12 protein-coding genes and 1 riboswitch are annotated in these 13,500 nt (G+C 69.3%); of the genes, 11 read left to right on the top strand and 1 reads right to left on the bottom strand.

Features of this window, described 5'->3' with window-relative positions; genetic code table 11:
* The first annotated feature begins 160 nt into the window (after positions 1 to 160).
* The 4 genes from rpsB to frr all read left to right on the top strand — a co-directional run bounded on the left by rpsB (position 161) and on the right by frr (position 3,795).
* Positions 161 to 1,108 carry a 30S ribosomal protein S2 gene (gene rpsB, locus ACFWXC_RS36575; protein WP_384485632.1) on the top strand — a complete coding sequence of 316 codons (948 nt, stop codon included), beginning with the start codon at positions 161 to 163 and terminating at the stop codon, positions 1,106 to 1,108.
* Positions 1,109 to 1,288: 180 nt separating this feature from the next.
* Positions 1,289 to 2,125, top strand: coding sequence for a translation elongation factor Ts (gene tsf / locus ACFWXC_RS36570; protein WP_384485630.1), 837 nt, complete (start codon positions 1,289 to 1,291; stop codon positions 2,123 to 2,125).
* Positions 2,126 to 2,333: 208 nt separating this feature from the next.
* The gene (gene pyrH, locus ACFWXC_RS36565) at positions 2,334 to 3,092 is read left to right on the top strand and encodes a UMP kinase (protein ID WP_362572195.1); all 759 of its coding nucleotides are present in this window, start codon (positions 2,334 to 2,336) and stop codon (positions 3,090 to 3,092) included.
* Between the two features lie 145 nt (positions 3,093 to 3,237).
* Positions 3,238 to 3,795: a ribosome recycling factor gene (frr, locus tag ACFWXC_RS36560; RefSeq protein WP_384485628.1), complete on the top strand. Its 558-nt coding sequence runs from the start codon at positions 3,238 to 3,240 to the stop codon at positions 3,793 to 3,795.
* Between the two features lie 59 nt (positions 3,796 to 3,854).
* Here frr and ACFWXC_RS36555 read toward each other — a convergent pair whose 3' ends face one another.
* Positions 3,855 to 4,130 (bottom strand): hypothetical protein, encoded by a 276-nt coding sequence (locus ACFWXC_RS36555; RefSeq protein WP_384485626.1) that lies wholly within the window; start codon positions 4,128 to 4,130, stop codon positions 3,855 to 3,857.
* 21 nt (positions 4,131 to 4,151) lie between these two features.
* Between ACFWXC_RS36555 and ACFWXC_RS36550 the strand changes: the two genes are divergently transcribed.
* The 7 genes from ACFWXC_RS36550 to ACFWXC_RS36520 all read left to right on the top strand — a co-directional run bounded on the left by ACFWXC_RS36550 (position 4,152) and on the right by ACFWXC_RS36520 (position 13,451).
* Complete coding sequence (locus ACFWXC_RS36550) at positions 4,152 to 5,201, top strand: phosphatidate cytidylyltransferase (protein WP_384485624.1); 1,050 nt, start codon at positions 4,152 to 4,154, stop codon at positions 5,199 to 5,201.
* Positions 5,202 to 5,359: 158 nt separating this feature from the next.
* On the top strand, positions 5,360 to 6,601 hold the full coding sequence (locus tag ACFWXC_RS36545; protein WP_384485622.1) for a cytochrome P450: 1,242 nt from the start codon (positions 5,360 to 5,362) through the stop codon (positions 6,599 to 6,601).
* Positions 6,602 to 6,929: 328 nt separating this feature from the next.
* Positions 6,930 to 7,250, top strand: coding sequence for a hypothetical protein (locus ACFWXC_RS36540; protein ID WP_384485620.1), 321 nt, complete (start codon positions 6,930 to 6,932; stop codon positions 7,248 to 7,250).
* A 1,111-nt stretch (positions 7,251 to 8,361) separates the two neighbouring features.
* A complete protein-coding gene (rlmN, locus tag ACFWXC_RS36535; RefSeq protein WP_384485618.1) occupies positions 8,362 to 9,468 on the top strand; it encodes a 23S rRNA (adenine(2503)-C(2))-methyltransferase RlmN in 1,107 nt (368 codons plus the stop codon).
* Between the two features lie 56 nt (positions 9,469 to 9,524).
* A riboswitch (TPP riboswitch) is annotated at positions 9,525 to 9,632 on the top strand.
* A gap of 80 nt (positions 9,633 to 9,712) precedes the next feature.
* Positions 9,713 to 10,780 carry a thiamine ABC transporter substrate binding subunit gene (locus ACFWXC_RS36530; protein WP_384485616.1) on the top strand — a complete coding sequence of 356 codons (1,068 nt, stop codon included), beginning with the start codon at positions 9,713 to 9,715 and terminating at the stop codon, positions 10,778 to 10,780.
* A 50-nt stretch (positions 10,781 to 10,830) separates the two neighbouring features.
* A complete protein-coding gene (locus ACFWXC_RS36525) occupies positions 10,831 to 12,429 on the top strand; it encodes an ABC transporter permease (protein WP_384485745.1) in 1,599 nt (532 codons plus the stop codon).
* Positions 12,429 to 13,451: an ABC transporter ATP-binding protein gene (locus ACFWXC_RS36520; RefSeq protein ID WP_384485614.1), complete on the top strand. Its 1,023-nt coding sequence runs from the start codon at positions 12,429 to 12,431 to the stop codon at positions 13,449 to 13,451. Before ACFWXC_RS36525 ends, ACFWXC_RS36520 begins: the two co-directional genes overlap by 1 nt.
* Positions 13,452 to 13,500 lie beyond the last annotated feature (49 nt).

Genomic DNA, 13,500 nt, shown 5'->3' with positions numbered 1-13,500 from the left:
ATCCGGGTCACCGGGTCGACTTCGCACGCCCCGACACCAGGCCGGCAAAACGATCTGGGTCAGCGCTTCTCGGTCCTTCGTGGCACAGCGCAAACGGGCGTCAGGCGCGGGAGCCGTCCGGTACCCGCGGCACAACCGAGAAATTCAAGGAGATACGGCCATGGCCGTCGTCACGATGCGGGAGCTGCTGGAAAGCGGCGTCCACTTCGGTCACCAGACCCGTCGTTGGAACCCGAAGATGAAGCGCTTCATCTTCACGGAGCGCAACGGCATCTACATCATCGACCTGCTCCAGTCGCTGTCGTACATCGACCGCGCCTACGAGTTCGTCAAGGAGACCGTCGCCCACGGCGGCACGGTCATGTTCGTCGGCACGAAGAAGCAGGCGCAGGAGGCCATCGCCGAGCAGGCCACCCGCGTCGGCATGCCCTTCGTCAACCAGCGCTGGCTGGGCGGCATGCTCACCAACTTCTCCACCGTCTACAAGCGTCTGCAGCGCCTCAAGGAGCTCGAGCAGATCGACTTCGAGGACGTCGCCGCGTCGGGTCTCACCAAGAAGGAGCTTCTCGTGCTCTCGCGCGAGAAGGCCAAGCTGGAGAAGACCCTCGGTGGTATCCGCGAGATGTCCAAGGTGCCCAGCGCCGTCTGGATCGTGGACACCAAGAAGGAGCACATCGCGGTCGGTGAGGCCCGGAAGCTCAACATCCCGGTCGTCGCCATCCTCGACACCAACTGCGACCCCGACGAGGTCGACTACAAGATCCCGGGCAACGACGACGCGATCCGCTCCGTCACCCTGCTCACCCGTGTGATCGCGGACGCGGTCGCCGAGGGCCTCATCTCCCGCTCCGGTGTCGCCACCGAGGGCAAGGGCGACAAGGCCGCGGGCGAGCCGCTGGCCGCGTGGGAGCGCGACCTGCTCGAGGGCGAGAAGAAGGCGGACGAGGCCGAGGTCCAGACCTCTGCCGAGACCGAGAAGGTCGCCGACGCCGAGCAGGCCGAGGCTCCGGCTGCCGCCGAGGCCGCTGTCGAGGCTCCGGCTGTCGAGGCTCCGGCCGCCGAGGCTCCCGCTGCCGAGGCCCCGGCCGCGGACGCCGAGCAGGCCTGACCGTCCGGTGAAGCGTTGACGGTGGGGGCGGTGCCATGAAGTCCGCCCCCACCGTTCACCCGTAGGTCAGCCAACGGTCCGCGATCCACCCCTACAGGTGGAATCCACACATGGGATCCATGTGGATCGCAGACGTGCAGATCTTCGATCTTCCAGACTTCGAGAAAGACTTACAGACTCATGGCGAACTACACCGCCGCTGACGTCAAGAAGCTCCGCGAGCTCACCGGCGCCGGCATGATGGACTGCAAGAAGGCCCTGGACGAGGCCGAGGGCGATGTCGACAAGGCTGTCGAGGCGCTCCGTATCAAGGGCCAGAAGGGCGTCGCCAAGCGCGAGGGCCGCTCCGCCGAGAACGGCGCCGTGGTCTCGATCATCGCTGACGACAACTCCTCCGGCGTCCTCGTCGAGCTGAAGTGCGAGACGGACTTCGTCGCCAAGGGTGACAAGTTCCAGGCCGCCGCCAACGCCATCGCCGAGCACGTCGCCAAGTCCGCCTACGCGGACCTGGACGCCCTGCTCGCCTCCGAGATCGAGCCCGGCAAGACCGTCCAGGCGTTCGTGGACGAGGCCAACGCCAACCTCGGCGAGAAGATCGTCCTGGACCGCTTCGCGCAGTACGCCGACGGTTTCGTGCTCGCGTACATGCACCGCACGATGCCCGACCTGCCCCCGCAGATCGGTGTCCTCGTCGAGCTCGACAAGCCGAACGCCGAGATCGCCAAGGGCGTCGCCCAGCACATCGCCGCCTTCGCGCCGAAGTACCTCTCCAAGGAGGACGTGCCGGCCGACGTCGTCGAGTCCGAGCGTCGTATCGCCGAGGAGACCACCCGCGCCGAGGGCAAGCCCGAGGCCGCGCTCCCGAAGATCGTCGAGGGTCGTCTGAACGGCTTCTTCAAGGACGCCACGCTGCTCGGCCAGCCGTACGCGCTCGAGAACAAGAAGTCGGTCCAGAAGGTTCTGGACGAGGCCGGTGTCACCCTGAAGCGCTTCACGCGCATCAAGGTCGGCATCTGAGTCCGTACCGCGATCGACGCGCGACCCCCGGGGAAATCCCGGTAGGGTCGGTCGACAGCAGTCGTCCGGGTACCCGGCCAGACCCAGGGTCGTGACGGACGGCAGCAGATCTGACGAGGAGGCCATTGCCGCGCATGGGCAGCGAAAAGCGACCCCATCGGCAATGGCCTTCTTCGTATGTGCACCACGTGAAAGAGGCGGGATCTCCATGACCACCAAGGCTCAGAAGAGCGACGACGGCAAAGTACGCGGCCGGTTTCTGCTGAAGCTGTCCGGAGAGGCGTTCGCCGGTGGCGGCGGCCTGGGCGTGGACCCCGACGTGGTGCACAAGATCGCCCGTGAGATCGCGGCCGTCGTCCGCGACGGCGCCGAGGTCGCCGTCGTCATCGGCGGCGGCAACTTCTTCCGTGGCGCCGAGCTCCAGCAGCGCGGCATGGACCGGGCCCGCTCGGACTACATGGGCATGCTCGGCACCGTGATGAACTGCCTCGCCCTCCAGGACTTCCTGGAGAAGGAGGGCATCGACAGCCGGGTGCAGACCGCGATCACCATGGGCCAGGTCGCCGAGCCGTACATCCCGCTGCGCGCCGTGCGCCACCTGGAGAAGGGCCGCGTGGTCATCTTCGGCGCCGGTATGGGCATGCCCTACTTCTCCACCGACACCACCGCCGCCCAGCGCGCCCTGGAGATCGACGCCGAGGCGCTGCTCATGGGCAAGAACGGCGTGGACGGGGTCTACGACTCCGACCCGAAGAAAAACCCCGACGCCGTCAAGTTCGACTCCCTCGGCTACGGCGAGGTCATCACCCGCGAGCTCAAGGTCGCCGACGCCACGGCGATCACGCTCTGCCGCGACAACAAGCTGCCGATCCTGGTGTTCGAGCTGCTCGTGGAGGGCAATATCGCGCGGGCCGTCAAGGGTGAGAAGATCGGCACGCTGGTGGGTGACCAGGGCGGCCGGGCCTGACCGGCACCGCCTGACGCACCCTGACCGGGGGATGGACAATGTCCTGCCGGTCGGGAACCGTGCAGGAAACAAGACGCGACGCAGCCGGCCGCCGCCCGCACAGGAACCGCAGCCGGGCCTTACTCAAGACACGCAGGAGCAAGTGGTGATCGAAGAGACCCTCCTCGAGGCCGAGGAGAAGATGGAGAAGGCCGTCGTGGTCGCCAAGGAGGACTTCGCCGCGATCCGCACCGGTCGTGCGCACCCGGCGATGTTCAACAAGATCGTGGCCGACTACTACGGCGCGCCGACGCCGATCAACCAGCTGGCCTCGTTCTCCGTGCCGGAACCGCGCATGGCGGTCGTGACCCCGTTCGACAAGAGCGCGCTGCGCAACATCGAGCAGGCGATCCGCGACTCGGACCTGGGCGTCAACCCCAGCAACGACGGCAACATCATCCGTGTGGTGTTCCCGGAGCTCACCGAGGAGCGCCGCCGCGACTACATCAAGGTCGCCAAGGGCAAGGCGGAGGACTCCAAGGTCTCCATCCGTTCCGTCCGCCGCAAGGCCAAGGACGCCATCGACAAGATGATCAAGGACGGCGAGGTCGGCGAGGACGAGGGCCGTCGCGCCGAGAAGGAGCTCGACGACACCACCGCGAAGTACGTCGCGCAGGTGGACGAGCTCCTCAAGCACAAGGAAGCGGAGCTTCTCGAAGTCTGATGAACGACTCATCCTGGGGAGCGCCGCCACACGCCGGTCCGCAGGCCGGGCAGGCCGGATCACCGGCCGGGTACTGGGGGCCGACCGATCAGGGCACCGGCCAGGGGTACGACCAGGGTCCCGCCGAGGGCCGGGGGTACGACGACCAGGGTCCCGTCCAAGGCCAGGGGTACGACCAGGGTCCTGTCCAGGGCCAGGGGTACGCCAACGGTTCCGGCCGCGGTCAGGGGTACGGCCATGCTCCCGGCCAGGGGTACGACCACGGCTATGACCATGGCTATGGCCAGGGGTATGTCCAGGGAGCCGCCCCGGCGGGTCCCGCGTACGATGCGCATGACGCGCAGCAGACTCGCCCCATGCCCATCGTGCCCGACGACGCACCACCGTACGGCGGAGACCAGGACGACGACCGGGGGGCCGCTCGGCTGGGCGGCCCCTTGTTCCGAGACGAGACGTTCCAGGACGGTACGTCCCGCGATGGGACGTACCGCAACGACACCCCGTCGGCGCAGCCTCTGCCCTCTGCGGCGGCGCCGCAGAATCCGGAGCCCATGCCCGACGCCCCGCAGCCGGCGCCCGCGCCGCAGAAGAAGAGCGCGGGTCGGGACCTGGGTGCGGCCATAGGGGTCGGCGTCGGACTGGGCGTCGTGATCGTGGCATCCCTGTTCGTCGTCAAGGCCGTCTTCGTCGGTGTGGTCGCGGTCGCGGTCGTGGTGGGCCTGTGGGAGCTGACCAGCCGGCTCCAGGAGCGCAAGGGCATCAAGGCGCCCCTGGTCCCGCTGGCGCTCGGCGGCGCGGCGATGGTGGTCGCCGGCTACGCCCGCGGTGCCGAGGGTGCCTGGGTCGCCCTGGCGCTCACCGGGCTCGCGGTCCTGGTCTGGCGGATGACGGAACCGCCGGAGGGCTATCTCAGGGACGTCACGGCGGGCCTCTTCGCGGCGTTCTACGTACCGTTCCTGGCGACCTTCGTCTCGATGATGCTCACCGCCGACGACGGCCCCCGCCGGGTGATCACCTTCCTTCTCCTCACGGTGGTCAGCGACACCGGCGCCTACGCGGTCGGCTGGCGGTTCGGCACCCACAAGCTCGCCCCGCGCATCAGCCCCGGCAAGACCCGCGAGGGCCTGGTCGGCGCGGTGCTGTTCGCCATGGTCGCGGGCGCGCTGTGCATGGAGTTCCTGATCGACGACGGCACCTGGTGGCAGGGCCTGCTGCTGGGCCTCGCGGTCGCGGCCAGCGCCACCCTGGGCGACCTCGGTGAGTCCATGATCAAGCGGGACCTGGGCATCAAGGACATGGGCACACTGCTCCCGGGCCACGGCGGCATCATGGACCGCTTGGACTCGCTGCTGCCCACGGCTCCGGTGGTGTGGCTGCTGATGGTGCTCTTCGTCGGCAGCGGCTGACCTGCACCTGGCGTAGTCGAGCCCCCGTCCTTCGCAGGGCGGGGGCTCATCGGCTTGTCGGCCCCGGATGGCGCAGCAGAAATCGCATGGTCGGTCCGGCCGGAGGCAGACTCCCTGTGAGGACGCTGTGTGTCCTCCGACGCGCAGGGAGTGTGCCCATGCCCCTAGACCCGGCCCCGGCCTCCACCCCGACCCCGACCCCTCCTCCTCCGGTGCGGTTCTGGCCCGTCGACGACCTGCCCGCCCTCGACCCCGACCCGTTTCTCGACGAGATGCTGCGGGACGAACCGGTCACCCGGATCAAGCTCGCGCACGGCGAGGGGCATGCCTGGCTGATCACCCGGTACGAGGACTGCCGCTTCGTCACCTCCGACCCCCGCTTCTCCCGGGAACAGGTCGTCGGCCGCGACGTCACCAGCATGCGCCCGGAACCCGTGGCCTCGCAGACGGCGGGCCTGCAGTACATCGACCCGCCCCGGCACAACCGGCTGCGCCGGGTCGTCGCCCGCGCCTTCACCGGGCGGGCCATGCAGCGGCTGCGGCCGATCGCCGAGCGCCGGGCCGCCGAACTGCTCGACGTGATGGCGGCCGCCGGGCCACCGGCCGACCTCATGGAGCATCTGCACGGCCCCTTCCCGATCGCCGTCATCCGTGACTTCCTCGGCGTCGACGAGAAGGACTGGCACCGCTGGGCGGCGACCGGCGAGGCCCTGCTGTCCGCCGGCGCCGACTCCGAGGAGCGTGCCAAGGAGGCTGCCCGGACCACCCGGGCCCGGATCGCCGAACTGCTCCAGCACCGCCACGAGGAGCCCCGCGAGGACCTCGCCGGAGTCCTGGCGCTGGCCACCGAGTCCGGCGAGATCACCGACGACGAGGCGATCTCGCTGGCCACCGCCATCCAGGTCAGCGGCGGTCACGCGGTCCGCAACAACAGCGGCTCGATGATGTACGCGCTGCTCACCCACCCCCGCCATCTGGAGCGGCTGCGCCGCGAGCCGGAGCTGCTCCCCAAGGCGGTGGACGAACTCTTCCGCTACGTCCCGCACCGCAACGGCGTCGGCATCCCGCGGGTCGCCATCGAGGACGTCGAGGTCGGCGGCCAGCTGATCCGGGCCGGTGAGGTCATCTACAACGCGTATGTCGCCGCCAACCGTGATCCCGCGGTCTTCCCCGACCCCGACGATCTGGACTTCGACCGCACCGACGGCCCTCACCTGGCCTTCGGGCACGGTCCCCACCACTGCATGGCCGCCATCATGGCCCGTATGGAGGCCGAGATCATGATCGGCTCGGTCCTCACCCGCTTCCCCGGCATCCGCCTGGCCGTGCCTGCCGAGGAGGTCGAGTTCCAGCGCCAAGGCCTGATCCGCGGCCCGCGCACCCTGCCCGTGACGTGGTGACCGAGGCCCACTCCATGCTGACGACCATCTGTGTCCCCGGCCCACCGGACCGGCTCGGCCTCGGCAGCCCGGACCCGGACGCGAGCGCCCTGACTGTCAGGCCCGCGAACAGGGCTCTTCTGGGCCGTGGTACATCGCTCGCGACAGTGTCACTGATGGAAGACCGAGGCGCTTCCCGTCCTGACAGGCCTCTCACGGCTCTGGAGCATGGAGCATGCGCCAGGTGTGTCAGTTTCGGCGGCGCGATTGCGGTACGAAATGCCGTAGTTGTCGGCCTCCCGCCTCCCTCGTAGTCTCGGAGACGGTACATCCAGCCTATGGGGGGCGAATGCAGTTCGAATCGAAGATGACTCTGATTGAGCGTAGGCCGCGAGGCAATCTCGCCGACACGCTCTCGCGAATCTCGAAAGACGATGGTGAGCATGTCGTCTTCGAGGACGATGGCAGGAAGCTCGTCGTGGAGGTTGTCCAAGGGCGTGCGGTTGACTGGAAGGCTTATGACGTCGACGGAAGCGAAGTCGCGACCGTGGTGGTCCGACAGCCTTCCGGAGGTCCGCCCGGCGTCGTTGCGGCGATGCCGGGCGCCAGGTGGGCCATCGTGTGTGCCTGCTTTGCCTCGGGCGATTTCTGCTGGTGGCAGCCCTACTGAGCGAGACCTTGCCGACACTGGTCAGGCTCGGGCAGGCCGTTGAGTACTCGGTTCACGGTCTTCCTCGTGCGCTCCTGACCACGGTCGGAACCAGCCTCCGGCGGCGGTGCCGTTCGCGAATGCCGGCGAGCAGTGGCATGCGCGGCCCGTGGCGTCCAGGTCGTTCGCACAGTGGCGCGCTCTGCCTGGACGCGCAATGTTCACGACCCGCCGGGCCGTCGACGGTCCTTCAGCATTCCCACGGCGAACGATACGGCCCCCACTCCGGCAGTGATCAGTCCCGCGACCGAGGTGATGATCGCGGAGGGGTCCACTCCCGACTTGCTGGGGGACGACGCATCGCTGGCCTCCCGGAGCCGGACCGTTTCGGTGACCGTTACAGTCGCGGCCGGAACAGGTGACGGCAACTCTGAGCCCGGGCCCGCGCCGCCGCCACCGGGCGGCGTGGCTCCCGGCAGAGTGGCTTCCGGTGGAGTGGCTCTTGGCGGAGTAGCTTCTCCGCGAGACCCGCTGGGCGAAGCGTCTGCTCCCCCAGTGGCGCTCGGTGAAGCAGCTTCTCCACTGGTCAACGAAGCAGCAGGTTGCGGCGAACCGCCCAGCCCTTGATGGGGCCGGGTGATGAAGACGACCACCGTGAGCAAAGCCACGCTCACGCACAACAGAGCAGCTCCAACCCAAACCAAACGTGATCGTTTGGCAGCGCCATGCGTTCCGGGCTTCCACGATGGCCGACGTCCGGCTTCGCGGTGCGTCACATCATCAGACTGCGGCAGGACAGCCGACCGCGCGACATGAACACGACCGAACCGGTCCTCGGTGTTCCCCGCCCTGCGCCGTCCGATCGGGCGATGGAGCTTTCAAGAACTCGCAGATCAGCGATCTCCCAGCGCGGGCCGACTCCGCATACGCGATCTTCCGAACCGGGGCGCTCCAGTTAGGGGTTATCCGTCCGGCTGAAAATGCCGGAGCACTTCCTTGTGAAGGTGACACGGTCACTCTCGGAGAATTGGCGCGGGTCCTGAAATCGAATGGGGCCAGGCTGCGCGGGACCATCAGCGCCCAGACCGTGACCCGCAGGTCACCCGATTGGATCTGCGACACTGGTACCACCATGCCCAAGCCCGGAGAACTTACTTTTGTCGCGCCGCGCGGAGCCAAGAAGCCGCCGCGGCATCTTGCCGATCTCACGCCTGCCGAGCGCAAGGACGCGGTGGCCGAGATCGGTGAGAAGCCGTTCCGTGCCAAGCAGCTCGCGCAGCACTACTTCGCGCGGTACGCGCACGAGCCCGAGCAGTGGACGGACATCCCGGTCGGCTCCCGGGACCGGCTGCGGGACGCGCTGTTCCCCGAGCTGATGACCGTCGTACGGCATCTGTCGACGGACGAGGGCACCACCCGCAAGACGCTGTGGCGGCTGTTCGACGGCACGCTCGTCGAGTCCGTGCTGATGCGCTACCCGGACCGCGTGACCATGTGCATCAGCTCGCAGGCGGGATGCGGGATGAACTGCCCGTTCTGCGCGACCGGGCAGGCGGGCCTGGACCGGAACCTGTCCACCGCGGAGATCGTCCACCAGATCGTGGACGGGATGCGGGCGCTGCGGGACGGGGAGGTGCCCGGCGGTCCGGCGCGGCTCTCCAACATCGTGTTCATGGGGATGGGCGAGCCGCTCGCCAACTACAAGCGGGTCGTCACCGCCATCCGGGCGCTGACCGACCCGGCCCCGGACGGGCTGGGGCTCTCGCAGCGCGGGATCACCGTGTCGACGGTCGGGCTCGTGCCGGCCATCCACCGGCTCGCCGACGAGGGACTCAAGTGCCGGCTCGCGATCTCCCTGCACGCCCCCGACGACGAGCTGCGCGACACCCTCGTCCCCGTGAACACGCGGTGGAAGGTGCGCGAGGTGCTCGACGCCGGGTTCGAGTACGTCGAGAAGAGCGGGCGGCGGTTGTCGATCGAGTACGCCCTCATCCGTGACATCAACGACCAGGCGTGGCGAGGGGACCGGCTGGGCCGTCTGCTCAAGGGCAAGCCGGTCCATGTCAACCTCATCCCGCTGAACCCGACGCCGGGCTCGAAGTGGACCGCCTCCCGGCCCGAGGACGAGAAGGCGTTCGTCGAGGCGATCGCCGCGCACGGTGTGCCCGTCACCGTCCGGGACACCCGTGGTCAGGAGATCGACGGAGCCTGCGGTCAGCTCGCGGCCACCGAGCGGTAATCTGAGGGCCGTACAGCCATATCGTCGTACCCAGACATCTTCATATCGACATCTTCATATTCCGACAGGGGAGCGCCACAGCGCTGAGAGTGCGGCAATCGGGCCGCAGACCCTCTGAACCTCGCCCAGGTCATTCTGGGTAGGAAGTTCGGTCATCACTCAAGCTGTTGCGCCCTGCCCAGGAGATCAGATCCTCTGGGCAGGGCCGCGTCTCTTCCTGGTCCACCCCAGGAGGAAAACACCAGTGCACACCAAGACCTTCGTGGCCGCGGCCGTCGGGCTCGGTCTCGTCACGCTGTCCGCGTGTTCGTCGTCGGGCACCGAGACCGACTCCAAGACCGTCACCCTGGTCAGCCACGACTCATGGGCCGTCTCCAAGAGCGTGCTCCAGGACTTCGAGAAGCAGTCCGGCTACAAGGTGAACGTCCTCAAGGACGGCGACGCCGGCCAGGCCGTCAACAAGGCGATCCTGACCAAGGACAACCCGCAGGGCGACGTCTTCTTCGGCGTCGACAACACCCTGCTGTCCAGGGCCCTCGACAACGGTCTCTTCCAGCCGTACGCGGCCAAGGGACTCGACCAGGTCGGCACCGAGTACCAGCTCGACGCCGCCAAGAAGCGAGTCACGCCCGTCGACTACGGCGACATCTGCGTCAACTACGACAAGGCCTACTTCAGCGCGCACAAGCTGGCCCCGCCCGCCTCCTACGCCGATCTCGTCAAGCCGCAGTACAAGAACCTCCTTGTCACCGAGAACGCGGCCACCTCCTCGCCGGGGCTCGGCTTCCTGCTCGGCTCGGCCGCGCAGTACGGGGACAGTGGGTGGCAGGGCTACTGGAAGAAGCTCAAGGACAACGGCGTCAAGGTCGTCGACGGCTGGGAGCAGGCCTACAACGAGGAGTTCTCCGGCTCGGCCGGCGGCAAGAAGGCGAAGGGCGACCGGCCGCTCGTCGTGTCGTACGCCTCCTCCCCGCCCGCCGAGGTCATCTACGCCGACCCGAAGCCCAGCACCGCGCCCACCGGTGTCGCGACCGGCACCTGCTTCCGGCAGATCGAGTTCGCCGGGCTGCTGAGCAACGCCAAGAACACCAAGGGCGGCAAGGCGCTCGTCGACTTCCTGGTCTCCAAGGAGTTCCAGGAGGACATGCCGTTGAACATGTTCGTGTACCCGGTGGTCAAGGGGGCCGCGGTGCCTGTCGAGTTCACGAAGTACGGTCCCGCCGCCGAGGACCCCGAGACCATGGCGCCCGACAGGATCGCCGCCAACCGTGACCAGTGGGTCAAGACGTGGACCTCACTCGTACTCAAGTAGCTCGCGCTCACACAGCGGGCAGGCGTGGGAGCGTGGCGCGGCTCGGGCTGATGCTCGTGCCCGTCGCGTTCTTCGCCGTCTTCTTCGCCTGGCCGGTCGCGGCGATCGTCACGCGCGGGCTGAAGACCGACGGGGTGTGGCGGTTCGGGCGGATCGCCGACGTCGTCGGTCAGTCCGACATCCGGCACGTCCTGTGGTTCACCACCTGGCAGGCGCTCGCCTCCACCGCGCTCACCCTGCTGGTGGCGCTGCCGGCCGCCTACGTCTTCGCCCGACTCGACTTCCCGGGCAAGCAGGTGCTGCGGGCCGTGGTGACGGTGCCCTTCGTGCTGCCGACGGTGGTGGTCGGTACGGCGTTCCTGGCGCTGGTCGGCCGCGGCGGACTGCTGGACGAGCTGTGGGGCGTACGACTGGACACCACCGTCTGGGCCATTCTGCTCGCGCATGTCTTCTTCAACTACGCGGTCGTCGTACGGACCGTGGGCGGCCTGTGGGCGCAACTGGACCCACGGCAGGAGGAGGCCGCGCGGATGCTCGGCGTCTCGCCGCTGGGTGCCTGGCGGAAGGTGACCCTGCCCGCGCTGGCGCCCGCCGTGGCCGCCGCCGCGCTGATGGTCTTCCTGTTCACCTTCACCTCCTTCGGCGTGGTGCAGATCCTCGGCGGGCCGACCTTCTCCACCCTCGAAGTGGAGATCTACCGGCAGACCTCCGAGATCTTCGACCTCTCCACCGCCGCCGTCCTCACGATCGTGCAGTTCGTCGCGGTCGGCGCGATCCTCGCCGTGCACGCGTGGACGGTACGGCGGCGGGAGAGCGCGCTACGGCTGGTGGACCCGTCGGTGACGGCACGCCGGCCGCGCGGGGCCGGGCAGTGGGCGCTGCTCGGCGCGGTCCTCGCCACCGTCGCCGTGCTCCTGGTACTGCCGCTGGCCGTCCTGGTGCGGCGGTCGTTCGACGGGGGGTTCGGCTACTACCGGGCGCTGGGCGACGCCGACGGGGGCACCTTCCTGGTCGCGCCGATCCAGGCGGTGGCCAACTCGCTCGAATACGCCGTCGCGGCCACCGCCATCGCCGTGGTGATCGGCGGGCTCGCCGCCGCCGCGCTGGCCCGGCGGGACGCGGGGCGGCTGGTACGGGGCTTCGACGCGCTGCTGATGCTGCCGCTCGGGGTGTCCGCGGTGACCGTCGGCTTCGGGTTCCTGATCGCCCTCGACAAGCCGCCGCTGGACCTCAGGCAGTCCTGGATCCTGGTGCCGCTCGCACAGGCGCTGGTCGGGGTGCCGTTCGTCGTACGGACCATGCTGCCCGTGCTGCGTGCCGTGGACGAACGGCTGCGGGAGGCGGCGGCCGTGCTCGGGGCCTCGCCGTGGCGGGTGTGGCGGGAGGTCGATCTGCCGATGGTGCGGCGGGCGTTGCTGGTCGCGGCCGGGTTCGCCTTCGCGGTGTCGCTCGGGGAGTTCGGGGCGACGGTGTTCATCGCGCGGCCGGACAGCCCGACGCTGCCGGTGGCCGTGGCGCGGTTGCTGTCCCGCCCCGGTGATCTCAACTACGGCCAGGCGATGGCCCTTTCCACGATTCTGATGGTGGTGTGCGCGGTGGCGCTGCTGGTGCTGGAGCGGCTGCGGACCGACCGGACGGGGGAGTTCTGATGCCGCTTCTCGAACTGGAGCAGGCCACCGTGCGGTTCGGCGGGCGGGCCGTGCTCGACGCCGTGGACCTCCAGGTCGCCGAGCACGAGGTGGTGTGTGTGCTCGGGCCCAGCGGGAGCGGCAAGTCGACGCTGCTGCGGGTGGTGGCGGGGCTGCAACCGCCGGACGCGGGGCGGGTGCTGCTCGACGGGCAGGACCGGACGCGGGTGCCGGCCCATCGGCGGGGCGTCGGGCTGATGTTCCAGGACCATCAGCTGTTCCCGCAGCGGGACGTGGGCGGGAACGTGGCCTTCGGCCTCCGGATGCGGGGCGCCGGCAAGGGGCAACAGGCCGAGCGGGTCGGCGAGCTGCTGGAACTGGTGGGGCTGCCGGGGGCCGCTCGGCGGGCGGTGGCCGGGCTCTCCGGCGGTGAGCAGCAGCGGGTGGCGCTCGCGCGGGCGCTGGCGCCCCGGCCCCGGCTGCTGATGCTCGACGAACCGCTGGGACAGCTCGACCGCTCGCTGCGGGAGCGGCTGGTGGTCGAACTGCGGGAGCTGTTCGGCCGGTTGGGCACGACCGTGCTCGCGGTCACCCACGACCAGGGCGAGGCCTTCGCGCTGGCCGACCGGGTGGTGGTGATGCGGGACGGCCGAATCGCCCAGTCCGGCACGCCCCTCGATGTCTGGCAGCGGCCGGCCGACGAGTTCGTGGCGCGCTTCCTCGGCTTCGGCAACGTGGTCCCGGCGACCGTCGAGGGCTCGGTCGCGGTGACGCCCTGGGGGAAGCTGCCGCTGCCCGAGAACGCGCCTCAGGGGCCGCGTACCGTGCTGGTACGGCCCGCGGGCGTACGGCTCGTGGCGGCCGACGCGGGACTGCCCTGCACGGTGACCGCCCGCACCTTCCAGGGCACCCATGTCACCGTCCACCTCCAGCCCCAGGACGGCCCGCGCCTGGAGGCGGCCTGCGCGCTGCGGGAGGCGCCGGAGGCCGGGGACGCGGTGGGCGTCGAGTTCGACGCGGCGGAGACCGTCGTACTGGACTGAGGCCCTTCAGGACACGGCCGAGGCCCGCCCCCCGGGGATACGGGGACGG

The organism is Streptomyces sp. NPDC058683, from assembly GCF_042716195.1.
GTDB lineage: Bacteria > Actinomycetota > Actinomycetes > Streptomycetales > Streptomycetaceae > Streptomyces.
This window is presented reverse-complemented; position numbering and strand designations above follow the sequence as displayed.